21 protein-coding genes and 1 pseudogene are annotated in these 20,689 nt (G+C 58.3%); 10 read left to right on the top strand and 12 right to left on the bottom strand.

The features are described 5' to 3' along the window. The first annotated feature begins 55 nt into the window (after nt 1-55). Nucleotides 56-937 (top strand): bifunctional methylenetetrahydrofolate dehydrogenase/methenyltetrahydrofolate cyclohydrolase FolD, encoded by an 882-nt coding sequence (gene folD, locus ACVWYY_RS01815; RefSeq protein ID WP_414381700.1) that lies wholly within the window; start codon nt 56-58, stop codon nt 935-937. Between the two features lie 263 nt (nt 938-1,200). Here folD and ACVWYY_RS01810 read toward each other — a convergent pair whose 3' ends face one another. From ACVWYY_RS01810 to ACVWYY_RS01795, 4 genes are all read right to left on the bottom strand, one after another. Continuing rightward, on the bottom strand, nt 1,201-1,677 hold the full coding sequence (locus ACVWYY_RS01810; protein ID WP_457402795.1) for a hypothetical protein: 477 nt from the start codon (nt 1,675-1,677) through the stop codon (nt 1,201-1,203). Nucleotides 1,678-2,015: 338 nt separating this feature from the next. After that, nucleotides 2,016-2,633, bottom strand: a complete 618-nt coding sequence (locus ACVWYY_RS01805; RefSeq protein WP_414388683.1) for an Npun_F5749 family FMN-dependent PPOX-type flavoprotein — start codon at nt 2,631-2,633, stop codon at nt 2,016-2,018. Between the two features lie 48 nt (nt 2,634-2,681). Then, the gene (locus ACVWYY_RS01800) at nt 2,682-3,956 is read right to left on the bottom strand and encodes a GNAT family N-acetyltransferase (protein ID WP_457439421.1); all 1,275 of its coding nucleotides are present in this window, start codon (nt 3,954-3,956) and stop codon (nt 2,682-2,684) included. A 227-nt stretch (nt 3,957-4,183) separates the two neighbouring features. Then, nucleotides 4,184-4,837 carry a DUF3386 domain-containing protein gene (locus ACVWYY_RS01795; protein ID WP_457402791.1) on the bottom strand — a complete coding sequence of 218 codons (654 nt, stop codon included), beginning with the start codon at nt 4,835-4,837 and terminating at the stop codon, nt 4,184-4,186. A gap of 345 nt (nt 4,838-5,182) precedes the next feature. On the opposite strand from ACVWYY_RS01795, the gene murA reads away from it, so the two are divergent. The 4 genes and pseudogenes from murA to ACVWYY_RS01775 form a co-directional block, all read left to right on the top strand. Continuing rightward, the gene (gene murA / locus ACVWYY_RS01790) at nt 5,183-6,499 is read left to right on the top strand and encodes a UDP-N-acetylglucosamine 1-carboxyvinyltransferase (RefSeq protein WP_457402852.1); all 1,317 of its coding nucleotides are present in this window, start codon (nt 5,183-5,185) and stop codon (nt 6,497-6,499) included. Nucleotides 6,500-6,684: 185 nt separating this feature from the next. Further along, nucleotides 6,685-8,820, top strand: a complete 2,136-nt coding sequence (locus ACVWYY_RS01785; protein ID WP_457439419.1) for a lytic transglycosylase domain-containing protein — start codon at nt 6,685-6,687, stop codon at nt 8,818-8,820. A gap of 137 nt (nt 8,821-8,957) precedes the next feature. Then, entirely contained in the window at nt 8,958-9,545 is a 588-nt protein-coding gene (gene sixA, locus ACVWYY_RS01780) for a phosphohistidine phosphatase SixA (protein WP_457439417.1), read from the top strand. Between the two features lie 99 nt (nt 9,546-9,644). Further along, nucleotides 9,645-9,828: pseudogene (locus ACVWYY_RS01775) on the top strand (hypothetical protein); the annotation flags it as partial. 57 nt (nt 9,829-9,885) lie between these two features. Here ACVWYY_RS01775 and ACVWYY_RS01770 read toward each other — a convergent pair. Then, on the bottom strand, nt 9,886-10,176 hold the full coding sequence (locus ACVWYY_RS01770; RefSeq protein ID WP_457439415.1) for a DUF3082 domain-containing protein: 291 nt from the start codon (nt 10,174-10,176) through the stop codon (nt 9,886-9,888). An 84-nt stretch (nt 10,177-10,260) separates the two neighbouring features. Here ACVWYY_RS01770 and ACVWYY_RS01765 point away from each other — a divergent pair, with 84 nt between their 5' ends. Continuing rightward, the gene (locus tag ACVWYY_RS01765) at nt 10,261-10,941 is read left to right on the top strand and encodes a J domain-containing protein (protein ID WP_457439413.1); all 681 of its coding nucleotides are present in this window, start codon (nt 10,261-10,263) and stop codon (nt 10,939-10,941) included. Here the strand turns inward: ACVWYY_RS01765 and ACVWYY_RS01760 are convergent. From ACVWYY_RS01760 to ACVWYY_RS01750, 3 genes are all read right to left on the bottom strand, one after another. Then, nucleotides 10,933-11,802, bottom strand: a complete 870-nt coding sequence (locus ACVWYY_RS01760) for an SDH family Clp fold serine proteinase (RefSeq protein ID WP_414342647.1) — start codon at nt 11,800-11,802, stop codon at nt 10,933-10,935. The two genes, ACVWYY_RS01765 and ACVWYY_RS01760, sit on opposite strands and share 9 nt — an antisense overlap. A 70-nt stretch (nt 11,803-11,872) precedes the next feature. Further along, nucleotides 11,873-12,754 (bottom strand): hypothetical protein, encoded by an 882-nt coding sequence (locus ACVWYY_RS01755; protein WP_457402850.1) that lies wholly within the window; start codon nt 12,752-12,754, stop codon nt 11,873-11,875. 1 nt (nt 12,755) lies between these two features. Then, nucleotides 12,756-13,727, bottom strand: a complete 972-nt coding sequence (locus ACVWYY_RS01750; protein ID WP_011431774.1) for a fatty acid desaturase — start codon at nt 13,725-13,727, stop codon at nt 12,756-12,758. A gap of 357 nt (nt 13,728-14,084) precedes the next feature. On the opposite strand from ACVWYY_RS01750, the gene psaK reads away from it, so the two are divergent. After that, nucleotides 14,085-14,330, top strand: a complete 246-nt coding sequence (gene psaK / locus ACVWYY_RS01745) for a photosystem I reaction center subunit PsaK (RefSeq protein ID WP_011431775.1) — start codon at nt 14,085-14,087, stop codon at nt 14,328-14,330. 121 nt (nt 14,331-14,451) lie between these two features. After that, nucleotides 14,452-14,589 carry a photosystem II reaction center protein K gene (locus ACVWYY_RS01740; RefSeq protein ID WP_414332566.1) on the top strand — a complete coding sequence of 46 codons (138 nt, stop codon included), beginning with the start codon at nt 14,452-14,454 and terminating at the stop codon, nt 14,587-14,589. 338 nt (nt 14,590-14,927) lie between these two features. Here ACVWYY_RS01740 and ACVWYY_RS01735 read toward each other — a convergent pair whose 3' ends face one another. Further along, a complete protein-coding gene (locus ACVWYY_RS01735) occupies nt 14,928-15,467 on the bottom strand; it encodes a DUF3611 family protein (protein ID WP_414332564.1) in 540 nt (179 codons plus the stop codon). 184 nt (nt 15,468-15,651) lie between these two features. On the opposite strand from ACVWYY_RS01735, the gene ACVWYY_RS01730 reads away from it, so the two are divergent. After that, nucleotides 15,652-16,806, top strand: coding sequence for an RNA-guided endonuclease InsQ/TnpB family protein (locus tag ACVWYY_RS01730; protein ID WP_457402784.1), 1,155 nt, complete (start codon nt 15,652-15,654; stop codon nt 16,804-16,806). A gap of 23 nt (nt 16,807-16,829) precedes the next feature. Here ACVWYY_RS01730 and ACVWYY_RS01725 read toward each other — a convergent pair whose 3' ends face one another. Continuing rightward, a complete protein-coding gene (locus ACVWYY_RS01725) occupies nt 16,830-17,174 on the bottom strand; it encodes a DUF4168 domain-containing protein (protein ID WP_457402782.1) in 345 nt (114 codons plus the stop codon). A gap of 388 nt (nt 17,175-17,562) precedes the next feature. Here ACVWYY_RS01725 and bchI point away from each other — a divergent pair, with 388 nt between their 5' ends. After that, nucleotides 17,563-18,621 (top strand): magnesium chelatase ATPase subunit I, encoded by a 1,059-nt coding sequence (gene bchI, locus ACVWYY_RS01720; RefSeq protein ID WP_011431779.1) that lies wholly within the window; start codon nt 17,563-17,565, stop codon nt 18,619-18,621. 3 nt (nt 18,622-18,624) lie between these two features. Here bchI and ACVWYY_RS01715 read toward each other — a convergent pair whose 3' ends face one another. Then, entirely contained in the window at nt 18,625-19,323 is a 699-nt protein-coding gene (locus ACVWYY_RS01715) for a cofactor assembly of complex C subunit B (RefSeq protein WP_457439411.1), read from the bottom strand. An 87-nt stretch (nt 19,324-19,410) separates the two neighbouring features. After that, entirely contained in the window at nt 19,411-20,622 is a 1,212-nt protein-coding gene (locus ACVWYY_RS01710; RefSeq protein ID WP_457439409.1) for an RNA-guided endonuclease InsQ/TnpB family protein, read from the bottom strand. Nucleotides 20,623-20,689 lie beyond the last annotated feature (67 nt).

The raw sequence follows: 20,689 nt of genomic DNA, 5'->3' as shown, positions 1-20,689 counted from the left end.
CATTCTGCTTCACTATGGATGGTCGTTGGATGGTTGTCTTTATCCTTGCGCCCCCATGCCCGCAAAGATCCTCGATGGCAAAGCCTTAGCCGCCCGCTTGCAAGCGGAGATGGCCGCCCAAGTGCAAGCTTGGATACCCCAGGTGGGGCGGCCACCGGGATTGGCAGTGCTGCGGGTTGGAGAGGATCCCGCCAGTGCGGCTTATGTGCGCGGCAAAGAGCGGGCCTGTGAGCGGTTGGGCATTGCTTCTTTTGGCCGACATTTTTCCGCCCAAGACTCCCCTGCCCATTTGCTCGACACCATCGACCAACTCAATCAGGACGAGCGGGTGGATGGCATCCTCGTCCAACTGCCCCTGCCCCCCGGCTGGGATCCCATCCCCCCCCTTCTGGCCATCAATCCCGACAAAGATGTGGATGGACTTCACCCCCTCAACCTGGGCCGGCTGTTGCGCGGCGAGCCCGGCCTACGCAGTTGTACCCCTTTGGGCGTGATGCGCCTGTTGCAGGCAGAAGGGATCCCGATTGCAGGCCGAAAGGCAGTGGTGGTCGGTCGCAGCATCTTGGTGGGCAAGCCCTTGAGCTTGATGTTGTTGGCCGCCGATGCGACGGTCACCCTAGCCCACTCCCGCACCCCCGACTTGGCAGAAGTGACCCGCGCCGCCGACATTGTGGTGATGGCCGTGGGCCGCCCCCGCCTATTGAGGGCAGACATGGTGAAACCCGGCGCGGTGGTCATCGACGTTGGCATCAACCGCATCGAGACCCCTGCCGGATCTGAGCAACTGGTGGGAGATGTGGACTATGAAGCGGTCAAAGAGTTGGCCGCTGCCATCACGCCCGTACCGGGCGGCGTAGGGCCGATGACGGTAACGATGCTGCTGGCCAACACCCTACAGAGCTATAAACTGCGCAGCCACTTGTGTAGTCATTATTAAACAGGAATGAAACATTTCTGTTGCATTGTTCCCTAACTTCCCTCTCTCTCTGGGAGAAGAGCTGGGGTTGGTCGCGGCAGCGGCACAGAGCGCTTGGGGAGTGTCTCAATCTAGCTTGAAATGACTATGGTTTGGAGACTGTTCTCAAAATGTTCTGTTGCTTGGATCCTCCCCCTTCGGCCCAGAAGAGTGAGGAATGGAGAAGTTGCCCCAGAGGAGTTTGAGGTGACCGCTGCAAATGTCCAAGCTGCGCGCGGAGCACCCTAAGGCTGCAAGATCATCGACCAGGAGCCGCTCTCCCCATCCCAAAACGGGGCCAGAGACTCTCCCACCACATTTGGCCCCCAATAGCGGCGGGTTCCATCCAAGGCGAAAGCCACCACAATGTCTCCGGGGCCGATTTGCAGCGGTTCTTCTCCCAAGCTCAGCAGCAATCCCTCGCTCCCCCCCTCTCCAGGGGCAAAGTCCCAGTGGGCCGTTTCCGGATTGATCATCCGTTCGCCGCTGCGCATCAAGATCACCAGCCGAACCGGATGGGGCGTGCGATTGCCGACCCGAAAGGATCCTGTGCGGGCGGAGGTGGGGGCAGCCTGGGGGGGCAAGGCAGGCTCTGAGTGCAGAACAGGGACAACATTCCCCTCAACGGAATCTTCCAAGGCTTCCAGCGTCGGTTTCTCCAGAGTCTGTGCTCTCAATCCCTGCACGAGAACCCCTACCCCAACCAAAGCGACAGACAACACTAGGGATCCCTTGCCCCTCAAAGCTCTGTTCAGCAATGGGCCGCCGGCGAAAAAAGAGGCAACAGCCTGAGCGAATGAGCAGATCAAGACGCACATCGAGACCACTGCAAGCCAAAGTGATACGTGTCGAGTTAGACAAAAGGCATCAACTGCTGCCCTACCCCTGATAGACCAGCCATACGCGTACAGAGTTCCATCAGAGGATAACGCCCCCACCGTGCAGAACACGATCGTTCAGCTACGTTAACACGTCCATTCCTCTATTCCCTGTGCTTTGGAGGAACAAGGAATAAGGGATCCCCCACTCCAGACCAGGCTGAAACCAGTTTGGATCGCCTTCAGGGATTCACGGCCCGACGCTGCCACCCTTGGGAGGTACGTTCGTACACTGTCCGCAATTGGGGATAGATCTGATCCCCCTTAAGCTGCAAGTGATCCACCTCTGTTGGCTCCAGCAGTAATGCCACAAAAGTCTGCGGGGGCAGCAGATCTTTCTCTTTCGGCAACTCTTGAATAAAAGCCTCTGGCGGGGCAAGCAGCCCCTTAGGTTCCGGCCAAAACCAGAGGAGCCGTCCTTTTTCCGATATCTGTTGCCACAACTGCTGCCGCTGGCGCTGGGCCTGGGGATCCGGATGATCGGCGGCGATGGCCTCAAGGGTGCCAGCGATGCGGAATTGCTCGCGGGTTTTGCAGAAATACCAGCAGATCTGGGCTTGGGGGCAGTGGGCAATTTGTCGGATCTTCTCGCTGCGACTATCCACCGCCAATTGAATGCGGTCGGTATCGCCCAAAAACCCCCGGAAAACGACCGTGCGGTTGCGCGGATGCCCCTGGGGATCCACCGTGGCCAATTGCAAATACCGCACACCGGGATCGCTACGGTTCCGGTGCAGTGCCGCCTGAATCAGCGCCCGCCAAGAGGGATCCGCAGTAGAATTGCCCTTCGGGTCTTTCATCCGTTTTTCGCAAGGTGCAAGCAAGCCAGGATTGGGGCTCTCTCTCCCTTAGCTAGGGGGTGGAGAAGCCTCAGATTGGGAGTCTCTGGAGAGCCCTGGTGAGGACTCCGCACCGCCGACGCGACCAGAGCTGGGATCCGGCTCAGTTGGGCTGATGGGATGAAAGTGGTGCTCCAGCCAGCCTTCCGGTGGCCCCTCAAACCGCTCCGGCACCGGCTGCTTCACCTGTAATCCCCGCAGCATCGCGTTGAGATAAGCACTATCCCAGGTAAAGAGGCGGCTTTCGCGGATTTTGTGCCACACCGAACGCGACATCAGCAACGTCCGCTCTACATCCTGGGCTCCCAGCTTCAGCAAGAACTCCTCCCGTTCCGGCTGGTAATCGGTGGAGGCCAAGGCCAGAGATTGCGGCGGATGAGCCTGAGTAAGCTGGGCCATCTTGGCCATGAGTTCGGGGTAAAGCCAAGTGTAGGCAGGGTGAACCGTAAGCTTGGCCACATGAGGTTGCTGCCCGGTGCGATCCAACTTCAAGTTGAAGTAGCCGATGGCGGTTTTGCGTTCGGGCTCATAAACACACACTTCCACCCGCTCCGTCTGGCTAATGGCGCATTTGGCCTGCTCCAAAAGCCAATCCAGTGGGCTAGTGCGAAAATCGTTCACCTCACGGTCGTACACCTGGCGCACAGTGGCCGGCATGGATCCCGTATCCAGTTGGTAGATGGCATAGGCATCCCGGTTGGTCACCGGCACCAGGTTGGGCAATTTGGGCTCGTGCTGGCTGAGAGCTGCCAGAATATCGGCTGGAATCGACCAGTAGGTGATCTGAGCCAAGGGTTGGAAGCCGTTGCGCCGGTAGAGCGCCATTGCCCCTTTGTTGTGGATGTTCACCTCCAGGATCCAGGTGCGAGCTTCCCGAAAGTGCTCCATGCAGTGCTTGAGCAGCCGGGATCCCACCCCCTGTCGCTGGGCAGAGGGCGCCACTGCGATATGATCGACCCGCCAGGTGCTGCGGGAATGGTTGAAGGGAGAAACCTGAATCACCCCCTGAATCTTGCCCTTCAGCTCCGCCACATGCACTGTAAACATGTGCTGGAAGCGATTGGGAAACAGGGTCAGGGTTTTCAGGGGCCCATACCACTGGCGCAACCGCCGCACTTGGCGACGAATATCCACCGAGCGGCTGCTGTACTCTTCATCAAAGGCTTGCGCCAAAATCTCTTCCACAGCCTCCAGATCCCCCAGTTGGGCGGGGCGAATGATCAGCTCAGGGGCACCAATGGGGGCTTCGGCATCCGGGTCAGGTTTTGCTGTGGTGTTGTCCATGCCAATCGCAGGCGGGAGAATATTCAAAGCATAGCTCAGGCTCTCTTGCTTTTTCTAACCGGGAGGATCGTTCTGCAACAAAGCTTGAAAGCCTACAGATCGGCTTTCCCGTTATCGAGAAAGGCTTGGCCGCCAAGAAGGGCGTGAACTCAGCCTCCCGGTAGCTGCCCAACAGTGACGAACGGGAGAGCTGGCCCCCTACCCTGCTGGGGTCAATGCCGGGTCGCTCACGCCCCAGTGTCCAGCAAGGTCAAGTTGCTGAAGGTGAAGCGCTTCTCCACAGGGCCGGTTTCCGTCTCCGTCTGGATACACCGCTCCGAGAGGATGTAGTACTTGCCCACTTTTGTATACAGATCCTCGAATTGGCTGCGCCCGCCCTTTTGCTGGCCCGTTTGGGGATCGTGATAGACGGAATCGTAGCGGTGGGAAAGATAGCCTTCGCCGGTATCGTGGCTGCTGAAGGTGTGGATGGTAACCACCACTCCGTGGATATGCCGATGCACCATGGTAACCTGGTTATCGCGCACGTGGTAGCGATCCCCTTCTGCTTTGCCCCCCACCAGGATCTCCACTGTGCCATCGGGCAGGGTTTGGCCGTAACGGAAGGTGTTGTTCCCATGGGTCTCGTCGAAGCTGCGGCGCACTCGGTGAATGGCAATCTCCCAAAGTTGGTTGTGAATGGCTTTTCGAGCTTCCTCATCTTCTACGCCCGTAACGGTGGCCTTTAGGTCTGCCCCCACTCGCACCTGCCCAACGAATGTGCGCTCCCCATCCCAATAGCTGACCTCGGCGCTGTAGCCTGGGAAAGCGGGATCCCAGGTGTAGCGGTTTTCATAGGCGGCCCGAAACAACTCTTGGGCAGAGACTTGAGTGGCAATCATCGGCTGTCTCCTTCCTGTTTTCCTTGCAAGCACTTCCCCTGAGCATCCATCATACCGCCCCCTGCTGTTGGGCTGCCCCCCAGTTGCCTTCGCTGAGAACCTGCATCTGGTGAACTGGCCTAGCCGCTCCCCTGTCCGCTGCTGCAGGATAGAAGCACAGCCATGGGAACTTCTTCCTCACACCCAATTTGGCTTGCGAGTTTAGCCGCTGCTGTGATCCCCAGAGTATTCTCTGAGAAGGGTTCGCCTATTTTTTGTGGGTGAGGAGGGAGATTGAAAGGTTTTGACAATCGCGTCAGCGGGGCGGATCCCCTAGAGCCTGGCCTGACGCCGCCCCAGACCGGCATGGCAACCGCGCCAGAGATGATGGGGCCAGTGCTGAAAATCATTGGCAAGCAGACCCTGAGTGGCCACATCCCCATTGGCGGGGCAAAAAACTCTGCCTTGGCGCTGATGGCCGGGGCCATCTTGGCTCCTGAGGCCTGTCGAATTCACAACGTGCCGCGTCTGCTGGACATTGAACGCATGGGACAGATCCTGGCCACGCTGGGAGTTAAGGTTTCCCATGTTGGCAATACCCTCGACCTGGATGCCAGCTCCCTGAAAACCTCTCAAGCTCCCTATGAATTGGTCAGCCAGTTGCGGGCCAGCTTTTTCATCATAGGGCCTCTGTTGGCGCGGCTGGGGGTGGCCAGAGTTCCCTTGCCCGGCGGCTGTGCGATCGGGTCTCGTCCTGTGGATCTGCATGTGCGGGGTCTACAAGCCTTGGGGGCGACGGTACAAATCGAGCATGGGGTGGTTCATGCCTATGCCCGTAAATTGTTGGGAACCCGTATTTACCTGGACTATCCCAGCGTCGGTGCCACCGAGACCTTGATGATGGCCGCTACGCTGGCGGATGGAGAAACGGTGATCGAGAACGCCGCCCAAGAGCCGGAGGTGGCGGATCTAGCCCGTTTTTGTCAAGCCATGGGGGCCCGCATTCGCGGTGTCGGCACCAATACGGTTGTGGTGGTAGGGGTGCCCCGCTTGCATGGAACAGAGTACACGGTCATTCCCGACCGCATCGAGGCCAGCACCTATCTCATTGCCGGGGCCATTACCCGCTCTCACCTCACGGTTGGCCCTGTTATTCCCGATCATCTGCGGGCGGTGATCGCCAAGTTGCAAGCGATGGGGCTGCGGGTGGAAGAGGAAGGCCCAAACCGGCTGCGCATTGCCCCGGCTCAACTGAGCTCAGGCTGGCTGTGTCAGGCAACCGATATTCAAACGCTGCCCTATCCCGGTTTCCCCACCGATGTGCAGGCGCCGATCATGGCCTTGGCCGCCTTGAGCGAGGGCAGTTGCACCATTGAGGAGACGGTGTTTGAAAACCGCATGCACCACATTCCCGAGCTGAATCGCATGGGAGCCGATATTCGCCTGAAGAACCGAGTGGCCCTGATCCGAGGGGTGCCGTCCCTTTCCGGCGCTCCGGTGGTGGCTACCGACCTGCGGGCGGGTGCGGCCCTGGTGTTGGCCGGTCTGGCGGCTGAAGGCTGCTCCACGATCCACGGATTGCACTACATCGACCGTGGCTATGAAGCCATTGACGAAAAGCTGCGCAGTGTCGGGGCCAAGGTGTACCGCAGTGAAAGCCCGACAACGCAATTGGGGAAATGAGCCGTTTCACCGCCGTTTGAAGTTTGAAGAAATCGTTGCATCTCTCCCTGCCTATCGCCTGGCCCCAATGCTCGGTGACCGCTTGCCAGGTGAGCTTTCCAGCCGTTTCGCAAGTATCGAGTTGTCTGGTGACTCAACGCAGTCAGGTTGAGTATCGTAGGTCAGAGGTGGTGGGGAGGTAAAGCATGGGGATCCTGACAAGCAGCCAACGACGCTGGACAAGATGGGCTGCCGGTGTGCTGGCAGCGGGAGCGGCTCTGGGTGGAGCTGTCTGGGGCTTCTACACCTCATCCTGGGCAGAAACCGTAGAAGTGGCCTCTGCACGAGAAGACAGGGATCCGACGCAACTGCCCCAAACTTCCACAACGGCCTTTCTGCGGGCCTACGCAGCGCTGCAAGCCGGCCAAGCGCAATCTGCCTTGAAGCATTTGCAGGGGCTGGAAGAGAGCCTGCCGGTTCTGAGGGAAGAGATTTGGAAGCTCAGGGCCCAAGCCTATGAACAGTTGCAGGACAAGGAAACAGCCCAAGGGATCTGGTGGCCCCAGATTTTGCAGGAATATCCCCACAGTCCTGTGGCCGCCTACGCCCTCTGGGGGATGGGCCAGGTGGATCGGCTGCGGCAGCAATTTCCCACCCACCCGCTGACTGGACGTGCCCTCAAGCATTTGCTAGAGCTGGATCCCGACCGCTATGACCTGCTGCGGGATTTGGCCCAACATCACCCGCAAACCCCTGGGCTAACGCCGCTGCTGGATCGCTGGCGGCAGGCTCAGGAGGGATCCCTCACGGCTTCCGACTGGCAGATCCTCGCCGATGCCTACTGGGAGCAACGGGAGTACGGCAAAGCTGCCCGGGCCTATGGGCGTGCCCCCGCCACCTCTCAGAACCTCTACCGCTGGGGCCGCAGCCACCAGATCTCGCGGGAGTTTCCCCAGGCCAAAGCGGCTTACCAAGCGCTGCTGGCACAGTTTCCCGATGGGCCAGAGGCTTCTCTCACCCGCCGCCGTTTGGCGGAACTGAGCGACCTGCCGACGGCGATCGACTTGCTTCGACAGGTGGGAGCCGGCTCAGATAAAGAAGCTCCAGAGGCGTTGCTCAGCCTCAGCCAGCTCTATGATCGCAACGCCAGCCCCCAATCGGCCCAAGCCACCCGGCAAGCCCTTTGGGATCGCTTTCCAGCCAGCGAAGCTGCGGCCAACGCCGCCTGGACGGTGGCCTGGAGCCAAGCGCAAGCAGGCAATCTCAGCCAAGCCATCGCCCTAGCTCAACAGATTGGATCCGCCCAGCGGGACACGGAAATGGGGGCACAACTGCTCTACTGGGCGGGCAAATGGCGGGAACAGCAGGGGGATGTGGCTGCAGCTCGGCAAACCTATCGGCAGGTGCTGCGGCAGTTTCCCCACACCTACTACGGCTGGCGGTCGGCAGTGCAACTGGGCTGGCCGGTGGGGGATTTCTACAGCGGGCGCAAAAGGGTTGAGGTGGATTTTCAGCCGGTGCGCCAACCGTTGCCAGGGGTCTCTGCAGTTACGCAAACCCTGCATTTGATGGGAGCCAGCCAACTGGCCTGGGAACGCTGGCAGGGCGAAACTCCCGTGCAGCGGGATCCCCGCCAGATGAGCGTTGCCGAGCGCTTTGTCACGGGCATTTTGCGCAACAGCGCCGGAGAGCACCTGCGGGGCATTAACCAGGTGGCTGCTTTGCGCTTTAGCGAAGAGCCGGATCCCTTGCTGGAGACGTTGAGGCAGCGCCAAGATTTCTGGCAGGCCATCTATCCGCTGCACTACTATGCGGGCCCAGACAATTCCTGGAGCGGGGATCCCTACGCCCAACCCGGCTTGGCCCGCTGGTCGCGGCAATTTAACCTCAATCCTTTGATGGTGGCGGCTTTGATCCGGCAGGAATCCCGCTTTGAGCCAGAGATCGTCTCGGCCTCGGGGGCTTTGGGCTTGATGCAGGTGATGCCCGCTACTGGCCGCTGGATTGCCCAGCAGATCGGCCTGGCCCAGTACAGCCTCACCAACCCCGCCGACAATCTCTACCTGGGATCCTGGTACTTCGACTACACCCACCGCACCTATCAAGACAACACCTTGCTGGCCCTGGCCAGCTACAATGGTGGCCCCGGCAACGTGGCCAGATGGCTGAACCGCTTTGGCTTCGGGGATCCGGACGTGTTTGTGGAGCAGATCCCCTTCCCCGAAACCCGGGGCTATGTGAAGTCCGTGTTTGGCAACTACTGGAACTACTGGCAGCTCTACACCCAGGAGGGGCGCACTCTGGTCAGCCAGCGACTGCATAACCCCTCGTCTTCTTCATGACTTCCGGTTTTGTCGCGGGAGTGCTGCCGTAGAGGGAGTGGGCTTTTTTCCCACAGTATTCTGGGAGAGTTACAGTTATTCCAAGATTTGGCAGTCAAGATTTGACAGTGCCGTTCGCGCTGACAGGACGGGGTTCTATGGTCTCTGGGTCTGAACAACAGGAGAGCGTTCGCGTTAGCAGCGCGGAGCACCATCAGGGGGCGGCAGAAAAGCAGACTGCCCGACAGGAATTGGCCGTGGATTTTATTCGCCATGGCATAGCCGAGGAACCCCGGCCAGAAGTCGAGGATGCCTTTCGGGCCCTTACAGACGAAGGTCGCAAGCGCTGCCGCAAGATTGCCCGCCAGCTCAAGAACATGGGCTGGAGGTGGGATCTCCTGCTCACCAGTCCCCTGGTGAGGGCTCGGCAGACGGCTGAGATCTTTTTGGACGAGAACCTGGCCGAAGCTGTGGAGGTGTTTGAACCGCTGGCTCCGGGCGGCAGTTTTGCTGACCTGGTGCGCTGGCAAGCAGAGCGGGAACCTCTGGCGTCTTTGGCTCTGGTCGGTCACCAGCCGGATCTGAGCCTGTGGGTACAAGCGGCTGTTGGTCTAAACCCGGCCAACGCCCACGCGATCACCCTCAAAAAAGCGGGCCTAGCCCAAGTGCGCTTTGCCGAAGGCCGGATTGACTACCGCCAGGGATCCCTGACTTTGTTGCTCTCCCCCAAGGTGGTGCTGCGCTGAGAAGAAGCTGGCTCATCATGATAAACGCCCAACGAGTCGGCCAGAGCATGACTCTAGTCAATAATAAGCTCAACTATACTGAAAATAATGTATAATATGTTCAGTACGGATTACTACCAGTTGATCTTTCTGTTTACTTTCGAGTCTGCCAACATGGTAGCCAAAGCAAAGCAGAAAATTGGTAGTAAGACGACACGGAAACTGCGCTTTGGGTATTCTACTCAAAGCTTTGCGGGATACCGCCATTCTGGTTGGAAACAAACAGAATGCTATCGCTGCATAGTTGAACAGTGATGTTCAGCAGTGTTCAGCGTAAATGTATCAGGTTGTGCCCCTAGGTTCAGCGCTGAGAGGAGGTCAGCCGCTCTCCCAGCAATTGCACACAATAGGCCGCCAGCCCCAACCCCACCATGGCAAACATGAAGGCAATCAGGGAAACGGAACCGACCAGCAGGTAGCGCACCAGAATGCTGATTCCGCGGGCCAACGATCCAATCTCCACATCGATCGGCGGCAACTTGGCCAACATCGAGAGCAGCAGTTGAAAGAACCCGTAGCCCAAACTGACGGCGATGGCGGCCCCCAAGAGGGCACTGAAAGGGTTGGGGGATCCCTGTGGAGAAGAAGACATGGGGCAGCACCGGAAAACTCACCTTTATTCTAGGCTGCAGGTACAATGTGGAAGTTTCTTTTCTTTCCGGCAAGCCTAGGGGTTATGGAGAGCGGATCCCATTACGAAGTTTTGGGCGTTGCCGTGGGGGCGACGGCGGAGGAGATCAAGTCCGCCTACCGTCGTTTGGTCAAGTACCACCATCCCGATAGCCTGCTGGCCAAAAAAGATCGGGCCACCGCTGAGCGCATCCGCCAGATCAACGCTGCCTACGCGGTGCTCAAAGATCCGCAATCTCGCCGCGACTACGACCGGCAATTGCACTCCAGCCGCACCTCACCCTGCCCTCAGCCGAGGGGATCTCCCCATGAAACCGTCAGCCACGAAGCCATCGCCCGCGCAGCCTGGATCCAACAGGTCTACACCCCCCTAAACCGAGTTTTGGGGCCCCTGCTGTCTTCCCTAGAGCCTCAGTTGCATGCTTTGGCGGCGGATCCCTTTGATCCCAACCTGTTGCAGTCTTTTGCTGACTATCTGGAAGAGTGTGCGCAGAAACTGGCCCAAGCCCAGCAGATCTTTGGCCGCCTCCCCAATCCCAGCAGCCTGGGGGGAGTGGCTTCTCGCCTCTACTACGCCCTCAACCACCTAGAGGACGCTCTAGAGGAGCTGCAGTATTTCCCCCTGAACTTCGACGACCGCCATCTGCACACCGGACAAGAGCTGTTTCGCCGGGCAGGGGGGCTGCGCCTGGAAGCTATGGAAGCTTACGCCAAGAGTTCACCCTAGGCCAGAGCGGGATCCCCCTCTGGGCAGAGCGGGGCGGGGATCATAGGGGATAGGGATGTACTGTACAGAAGGACGGCCTATGGTGGCCTGCGGGTACAAGTCCATCAGGGCATAGATTTGGGGTGGCAACTCGGTAGAAATGGGCAGGCCCAACCTTTGGGCTTCTTCGGCGGTGATGGGGTAGTCGTGGGTAACTTGTCCACTGGTTAGGTACTGGATGAGGGGCTCGATGCGTTCGGGGGCAATTTTGCGCTTGGGCACATCGTCCTTCAGGAGATCCCGCACGAAGTTCTGTACCTGTTGCATCGCTTTGCGGGCCAGATCTGCCAGGATCAAGGTTTGGTCATCGATTTCGGCAATGGGTTTATCCGCCACCACCTGCAGAATACTGGCGGCAGCATACCCCCCCAACTGTGGATCCACCGGCCCCAGGACTGCATTGGCATCCATGACGATTTCGTCGGCGGCCAGGGCCAGCATTGTCCCCCCCGACATGGCGTAGTGGGGCACAAACACTGTCACTTTGGCCGGATGGCGGATCAAGGCGCGGGCAATTTGCTCCGTGGCCAGCACCAGGCCACCGGGGGTATGCAAAATCAAATCAATCGGGGTATTGGGTGGGGTAAGGCGAATTGCCCTCAACACCTGTTCGGAGTCCTCGATGCTGATGTAGCGGGAAACCGGGATCCCCAAAAAACTAATCGACTCCTGGCGGTGAATGAGCAGAATCACCCGGCTGCCCCGCTTTTGCTCCAACTCCCGAATGGCCATCAAGCGCCGGAACTCTTGGGCACGACGGTTCAGCAGAGGTTGCAAAGAGCTGAAGATCAGGAAAATCCAGAACAGGCTGCCCCAGTCCACTTTCGCACCTCAAGTGGGATCCCTTTGCTTCCAGGATAGGGGATAGCAAACCTTTGGTGATCTCTGGGCCTCACGAGTTGGGTTCAGACGCCGCGAAAAAGCGATCCAAAGCCTGCAGCAAATCCGGTACGGAAGCTTGGTCAATCCAGGATCGAATATAAGCCTGCTGCTCCGCCAAGTTTTCAATGCGGCCCAACTTTTGCATGGCCAAGTAGCGGGTTTCTGCCACGGCGCGATTGGTTTGCAAGTCCAGCCGCTGCTCCGGGGTCAGCGGATACTCTGTTTGGGCCAACAGGTGATCGGCCACCATCATGAACAGCAGAGGCCCCGCCAATTCCACCTGGGGCTCGGCTTCTGGCTCAGAATCAGCAGCAGCGAGATCTTGGAGATCTTGAAGGAGATCCTGCCCCAGTTGCAGCAGCTCCTCTGCTGAAGCCGCCCGCAGCACCGTCTCGGCAGCAGCCTGCAGCGGCTCTGGGGAAACCCTGTGGTGGATGGCCAATTCCGCCAGAGCCTGTTCCCATTGATCCCGTTGGGCTTGCACCACAGCCCGCTCTTCTGGGGAAAAGTCCAACCGCTCCAGCACCACCTCCAGAGCCACAGCCCCCACCAACAGGGGGGGAAAGCGCAGCACCGTAGAGGCAGATCCCGCCTGCTCCAAAAAGGTTTCCAAATCCGGGCCGGATCCCCTGTCCAGCAAGTCCTGCAAGTAGGCCAGCACCTCTTGGGGCGAGGTCAACCTGAGGATCCCTCGCACCTGTGCCCGCAAGTCTGCGGGGATCCCAAGGAGCTGCACCTGGGCTTCGGCCCGCGCCTGCGCTTCTGCGATCAACTCCGGCAAATCTGCCGTTGCCCGACCGGCCTGCAGCAAAACCTGGCTAGAGTCCTGCAACAGGCTGGCCGCTTCCACAAACAGCAGCACCTGCGGGACTTGCAGCGTTGGCCAAACCATGCTAGCCAAGCTGTGGATCCGCAGGGGATCCCTCCGATTCTGGATTGGCTGGCGCAGCGGGGTGAGCTGAAGTGGGCTTGTGCCAGTGCAGACCGATCAGAGCATCGTACAAAAAGCCCCAAAACTCTCCCTTCTCCCAGATCCCCAGCGTTTGCTGGCAGTTGCGCGCGTCCAGCTCAGGTTTGGCTGCCCAGTAGGCTGCTTGGTATTTGTACCAGGGAACAGAAGGCCAGAGATGGTGGATCAGGTGATAGTTTTGCCCCAACAGCAGAATGTTGGTCAGCCATCCGGGATAGACGCGGGCATTGTACCACCGCTCTTGGGATTGAAAAGGGCGATGGGGCAGGTAGTCAAAAAACAAGCCCAGCAAGAACCCCATGATAAAGGCAGGGGGTAGCCAATAGTTCATGATGTAGTCGGTGTAGCCGAAGTAGCTGGCCAGACCAAAGGTCAGGATAACCACCAGCCGACTCAAGCCCCACTCCAGCAGATCCCAGCGACCTTTCCGCCAGAGCTGCCGCTTAAAGAAAAACACCTCATGGTAGAAAAACCGCGGCGCGATCAGCCACAGCGGCCCTCCCGTTGAGACATAGTGATCGGGATCGTCTTCAGGATGGTTGACGTGGGCGTGGTGCTGCATGTGTACCCGCTTAAAGACGGGATAGACAAAACCCTGCAACAGGGCAGAGCCGTGTCCGAGTGCCTCGTTCAGAAAGCGGTTGCGGTGGGCCGAGCCATGGGAAGCATCGTGAATCACCGTGCCCAGAACATAGAGGGCCACAAAATTGAGCCAGAACACCATCCATTTGGGCCAGTGCCAAAAGGCGTACCCGCCAAAGCAAGAGGCCGAAAGCACCACCGCAGCCAAAAACATCAGCAAGGTGGGATTCCAAAATTCCGAGGGTGGCCCCAACAGCTCACGAGGCAATGCGAAAGGTTTTTGGGCTGGTTCAGCAGTAGCAGCAACAGTCATCGGCAGCCATCCTTAGGTGCGCACAGTGCAGACAGAGAGGATGGGTCGAGGCAGCGCGTCCCAGTCATCACACCGAAAAGAGATCGAAGAGATAAGTTTGTTAACTTTCGTTAGTATACGGCAGAGACCTGCCCAGCTTCTCAGCCCAAGCCTTATTTTCCTCACAACCCCAGCCATGGGGGCACCTTCCTCTCCTGGCCAAGGATTCCTGAAGGATCCCGGCAACGGCAAACTGCCCCTGAAGCCAGAGAAAAGCCGTAGTGTGAGGTTTTGTTGCAATTCATGTGCAGATTGCGAGGGGATCCCAGCAGGAGGGGTAATCTAAGGGTCGGTTAACCTGAGCTGAGGATGGAAACCATGATGCCTGTTGTTGCGCTGTTGGCTCTGACCGCTCAAACCAGCCCCTGGTCCCCCCTGAACGCCGTGATCATTCTGCTCTGCACAGGGCTGGCTTACTTGAGCTTCAAATCCTCCTCTGGAGTGGCCTCAGAGACTGGGCCGGTACTGGGAATGACCTGGCCAGAAGTCATCGGGGTTGCCAGCTTTGGCCATTTGTTGGGAGTGGGGGTCGTTTTGGGCCTCTCTAACATTGGCGTTCTCTAGGTCGCCACTTCCTTTACATTTCTTGAACTTAGTCCGGATCCCTGCTGGATGATGTTAAGCTCTGTTTTAATTCTGAAAGAAGCAGTTTCTTCAGCCGCATTTTCCCCTGAGGTTTGTTGCTATGTCAGCGATGGTGCTCCTGGCCAGTTTGCCGGAAGGCTATGAATTGTTTGACCCGCTGATCGACATTTTGCCGATCATCCCTGTTCTGTTTTTCCTGCTGGCTTTTGTCTGGCAAGCGGCAGTGGGCTTTAAGTAAAGCCATTGCTTTTACTGAGGTCGCAAAGGTCTCAAAGGCCTGGGTGGTCTGGAGAAAACTCAAGCAAACCTAAAGGGCTTCCCCCAGCTTATCTCCCAAGTTGGGGGCTCTTTGCTTTGCCCATTTATGGTCATTTCGATTCAAACTAGGACACTGCACCCACGCCTAAAACGTTAAATGCACCGTGCCAGAAGGCCTTTCAAGGACTCCGTCCCGCTAGCGCGAACAGTAGCTCAGGTGTCTTGCCCTGAACTGGAACGACTGTAAACGACTATAAAAACAACAAGCCGTCTCGCCACTGTCCACATGACTCCCAAAGGTGGGCCAGGGATCCGGCGCTAGGGTTCGCGGTCGAGGACACCGGTAATCCAGAGAACCCCTGCCAAGCAGACAAAGTGGGCAAACGTCACGTTGATGTTGGCGGCCAGCAGCAGCACTCCTGTCACCTGGTTGGCCTGGGTGCGGGAAAACATGCGCGCCAACAGCTCGCCCACTTGGGCTTCCATACCAATCAAAGCAAGGAAGGCCCCAATGAGGCTGACATAGGTGACCAACTGCAACTGCTTGGGCAAATCCAATTGGCTTAGGGCATCAGCAGAAGCTGAGCGGCGCTCCGCGTGGAGCAAGTAGCGCCAGTTGAAAAATAGACCGGCTGCCAGGGTGAGCAATGTAAACAAGGTGAACCAGAAGGCGATGACAGCCCCCAGCGAGTCATCTCGATAGACGGTATTTTGGCCGATTAAAAAGCCAAACCACAGCAGCAGCGCCGTCGCCCCCAAGATTGCCTGGAACCAAAACCCAAAGCGACGAGTCATGCGCAAGCGAGACTTCATCCGCTCGATAGCCGCCCGTACTGACGGCGACATGGGCTCGTTCATCTTTTTCCCCCGCTCGCCTGGATGAACACCAACGTTCGCTTCCAGCCTATCTTCATTCTCCGGCCCCAGTCACCAAATTTTCGGGCTGGAGGCCCGCACCATAGCCGCAGGCTTGGTGTCGGGAGGAAAGCCCTCCTCCATATAGGTTTGCTGGTCAAAAGTCTGGATAAACTACAATAAGCCCATGAGCCAGACTATCTCTGTACGTTGCAAGCTGATAGTCCCTGTAGAGTTGCGTCAAGAAATTGACCGCACTTTGCAGGGCTTTGCGAATGCTTGCAACCAGATTCTCGACACCGCCAAACAAAAGAACTGCTGGAACACCGCCAAGCTGCACCACTTGGTCTATCGGCCGGTAAGGGCAGCAACGGGGCTGAAAGCCAACCACGTCTGTCAGGCGCTCCGTCGGGTGATTAGCAATGCCAAGGCGGTGAAGCAAGTCCACAAGTTCCGCCCCACCAGTCTGACTTTGGACGCGCGTACTTTTAAGTACCGAGAGTCCGACCAGGCCGTGGGCGTGACCCTGATGAGCGGACGGGTTTGGCTCAAGCTCAAGATCGGTGGTTACCAGATAGCGCTTCTGCGAGGCCAGGAGCCAACAAGTGCAACCCTGTCCAAGACCAAGCAAGGGGACTACTACATCAACATCGCTGTTGAGCTGGACACTCCCCCGACTGGCAAAACTCCAAAGGTAATCGGAGTTGACTTGGGCAGGCGGGATATCGCCACCGCTAGCAATGGACGCTCTTGGAGTGGAGAACACATCCAGGCCGTCCGTGACCGGTTCAGCCGTGTACGCGCCAAGGTTCAATCCAAACGCACTCGCAGCTCTAGGAGGCTGTTGAGAAGGCTCTCTGGGAGAGAACGGCGCTACCAGACATGGCTGAACCACAACATCAGCAAAACCTTGGTCAGAGATGCCCAGGCTATTGGTGCGGCACTGGCTTTTGAAGACTTGACAGGCATCAGAGATTGCTTGAATCAGAAGCCTCGGAGCAAGACTGAGCGGCGCAGGACTAACAACTGGGCGTTCTACCAGCTCAGGATGTTTGTAGCCTACAAGGCTGCCATTGCTGGAGTGCCTGTGGTGCTGGTGCCGCCTGCCTACACCAGCCAGACCTGCCATAAATGCCTGCACATCCACCCTGAGCGGGGTAAGTCCTACCGCAATGGTAAGTCGTTCAAGTGTGGACACTGCGGGTGGGAAGGGGATGCTGACTATAACGCTGCTCAAGTGATCTCTCTTCTTGGGGCGACTGTAAACTCGCCTGAAATTCCGAAACTTAGCTGCCCCCTGGGGCCGCTGGGGATTGGGATAAAGCCCGCACTCTGCGCGTAGCGCGGGTGTCGGGTAGTTTACTTTTATCGGACTGGCGGTCGGGGATCCTCGCTTTGCAGGCGGAGAATTTCGGCCTCAATGCGCTGTTGCAAAGCTTTGCCCTCTTCGGAGCGGATCAAGAGTGTAATGCGGTTGTAGTCGGGCACAGTCATACCGTGGCGAGTGATGATCTCGGTCGCGGTGCGGATGAATTCTCGCCGGATTTGATCTTTGCTGGCTGGGTCGTTTGTGGCTTGGGAGCGCTTTTGGGCCTCTTGCCGGTGGGGCTCCATCTCCAAGACGATACGGGCGTACATTGTTACCTGCTCATCGCTCAACACCACAGAGGTGGTGGGGGTTTGAGCCACGGCCAGAGAGACACTGAGCACAGGGATCCAAGTGCAAACCCAGATCAAACCCACCAGCCCTTTTTGGACCACGCTTTGGATTGGAAATGCCGTCCACCGTCTCCGACTTGCTTTGCCTGACACCGCTGATGTCTCCCCACCCGCCAACTGTTGCTCAGGTTGCCTAGAGTTTTTGTGAGCTTTCGGCCCCACGCCGGTTCAACACTCTGATGAACCCCGCGGGCTTCGATCCTATCTGCTCCTCTCTGTGAAAGCCCAGGGCGTCGTCCACGCTGACAACTGAGCTTGCTTTTCCATTTGACCGAAAACTGGTCTTTAGGTTCCAGTTCCAGTCCCTTTCCAGCCTATCTGACACCCAGAAGGGAGTGGCCTCTGGGATAATGGGGATGAATTGTTGGTTATTGCCCCTATGCATTTGGAACGTCGCCCGGTTTTCCCGTTTACGGCCATCGTCGGCCAAGAGGAGATGAAATTGGCCTTGCTCCTCAACGTGATCGACCCGCGCATTGGCGGGGTGCTGATCATGGGGGATCGCGGCACGGGCAAGTCCACCACCATTCGCGCTTTGGCCGACCTGCTGCCCCAGATCGAGGTGGTGAAAGGGGATCCCTTCAACAGCCACCCGCGGCAGCGGGACTTGATGAGCGATCAAGTGTGGGAGCGCCTGCAGGCGGGAGAAACGCTGGAAAGCACTTGGATCCAGGTGCCGATGGTGGATCTGCCCTTGGGGGCAACAGAAGACCGAGTGTGTGGCACTCTCGACATTGAGCGGGCCTTAGCTCAGGGGGTGAAGGCTTTTGAGCCGGGGCTGTTGGCCAAGGCCAATCGAGGCATCCTTTACGTGGATGAAGTCAACTTGCTGGATGACCACTTGGTGGATGTGTTGCTGGATGCGGCGGCCTCAGGCTGGAACACCGTGGAACGGGAGGGCATTTCCATTCGTCATCCGGCTCGGTTTGTGCTGGTGGGATCCGGCAACCCGGAAGAGGGGGAATTGCGGCCTCAACTGCTGGATCGCTTTGGCATGTTTGTCCAGATCGAAACGGTGCGAGATGCCGCCCTGCGGGTGCGGATCGTGGAGGAGCGCAGCCAGTTCGACGCCGATCCCCAGGCTTTTTTGGCCAAGTATGCCGATTCCCAGCAGCGCCTGCGGGAGCGCATCGAAAAAGCCCAACATCTTTTGCCCAACGTGGCAGTGGATCCCGATTTGCGCTTGAAGATCTCCGGAGTATGTGCGGCTTTGGAGGTGGATGGGCTGCGCGGAGACATTGTAACCAACCGGGCTGCCAAAGCCCTGGCAGCTCTAGAGGGGCGCAGTGAGGTCACCGTCGCCGATATCCGTCGGGTGATCAGCCTGTGTTTGCGTCACCGCCTGCGCAAGGATCCCTTGGAAACCATCGACTCCGGCTACAAGGTGGAAAAAGCCTTCAGCGAAGTGTTCCAGGTGAGCTTGGAGAGCGCCGCCTAGCCCTCACCCCCCAGCCCCTCTCCCAGGGGGAGAGGGGAGTAGGGTGGCTGCTAGCTTGTCGGCAATGGCGGCAATCCAGGTTTGCTCCTGCCGGCTGAAGCTGCGTGGGGTATCGCTCCCCAAAATCAAGCACCCTCGCTGGCCGATGGGCTGGCACAGCACGGCCTGGGATCCGGGAGGCAACAGGCCATCGAACTCGGCGCGGGCCGGGAACAGCTTGAGATCCACCAAATACACGGGCCGCCCCGTCTGCAAGACCCGCTGTAAAACGCTCTTGGGCTGAATGGAGGGCATCTGGCCGGGGGTGGCTAGGATCCCCCGTTGCAGGAGGGTTCGCCCACCCACCCAGATCACCACGGTGCGGGCGGCAGTGGTGCTGAGCAGGGTATGGGAGGCCCAAGCCAGCTCCAGTTTCTCGCTTTCGGAAAGATCGGGATGCCAATCACAGCCGGGGATCCCCTGCAGGGGGGCCGTTTGGGGTGGAAGAGGCTGAACCTGCTGCCACAGCAGGCCGGTCAGGATCAAAACGGCGCTGAGGAGGATCCCCAAGGCATCTGAACGGGACTGGCTGGTAAGCAATTCCGGCGTAAAGGCCAGTCGATTAATAACCAAAAGGACGCTGCCCAAAAGGCCGGTCACCAGAGGCAGCCGCCTCACCCAGCGATTGGGATCCCTGGGGGCTGGAGTGGGTTCAACCGTCAAGGCAGGCTAGGCATAAACTAGAGGAAGTAACGGGAGAGAAGGGAGAAGCTCTTTCCTCTCTGCTCCCTTGAAGATTAAAGAAGTAAACTACCCGACTCCGACCGCTAAAGCGGTACGGAGCGGGCTTTCAGTAGCCCTGAGCCTGCTCTGCTCCACCAGAGAACAAAACAGGCCCGAACCTCTAGGCTGGTTTACGGCAGCCCCCAAAAGCGCAATCACCTTCGCACCGTTAAAATCCGCATCCCCTTCCCAACCGCAGTGCCCGCATTTGAACTGCTTACCCTTGCGATAGGATTGAGCGGAGTCGGGATAAATATGCAGGCACTTGTGGCAGATCTGCGAGGTATAGGCCGCAGGGACAGCTACCACTTTGACACCCGCCCTCACAGCCTTGTATTCGATAAACCGCCGCAGCTGGTAGAACGCCCAGCTATTGCTACGCCGCCGCTCCTCACGACTGCGGGGGTGTTGATTGGTGCGTTCTCGAATGCCGCTCAAGTCCTCAATGGCAATGCAGGCAGAAAGAGATTGAGCTGCTTTAACGATGCGCTTAGCGATACTGTGGTTCACCCAAGCTTGAAAGCGTCTCTCTTTGCCAGACAGCCGTTGCAGCAGTTGACGGCATCGCCGCCTGCAACTGCGGGTGCCCTTACTGGCCTTGCGCTGAAGAGACGCTCTTAACCGACAGTAGTGACCTCGGACTTTGTTCAGCTGCTGTCCATTCCAGTTGTCTCCTTCGGAGGTATGTGCAATGTCTCGCCGTCCCAGGTCAACACCAATCACCTTGTCGGTGTTCTGTTGCTTGGGGGGCTCTGCCTCGACACAAATCTGGATGGAGTAGGAGCCGTCCTTCCGCTGGACTAGGGTGGCCGATTTGGGGTTAGAGCCAGCCAGCATTCCCCTCTGGTAGTTGCCAATGGCTAGCTCAAAGTGTTCTCTTCCATCAACCGTGGCAAGCGACACTGTCCAGTCTTTCTCGCGAAACGAGAAGATACGGGCATCGTAGGTAACGAACCTACGTTTGAACTCTTTAACTGGACGGTTGCGCTGTCTCGCCACTTTGCGAGCGCCTGCCACCCGTCTGCAGACCTGCTGGGCCAGATTACTGGACAAGCCAAACCGAGCGCGAATCTGGTAATAGCAAAGGGATTGGAGTTTGACTGCGTTGACTACTTTTTCTGGTGTGTTTTGGTTGACCCAGTTCAACGCCTGCACAAAGGCGTCCATTGTCGCGTCCAATTTGGCGGCTTGCGACTGGGACACCTTGAGTTTGCAGGAGACGGTCAGGACTTGGGTCATGGTTCTATCATAACTTCCGCATTCCTCCCGACACTGACCCTACGGGTACAGTGCGGGGCTCCTGCGA

Source organism: Thermostichus sp. MS-CIW-34 (assembly GCF_054060435.1).
The sequence above is the reverse complement of the archived record's forward strand: the minus strand, read 5'-3'. Positions and strand labels throughout refer to the sequence as shown.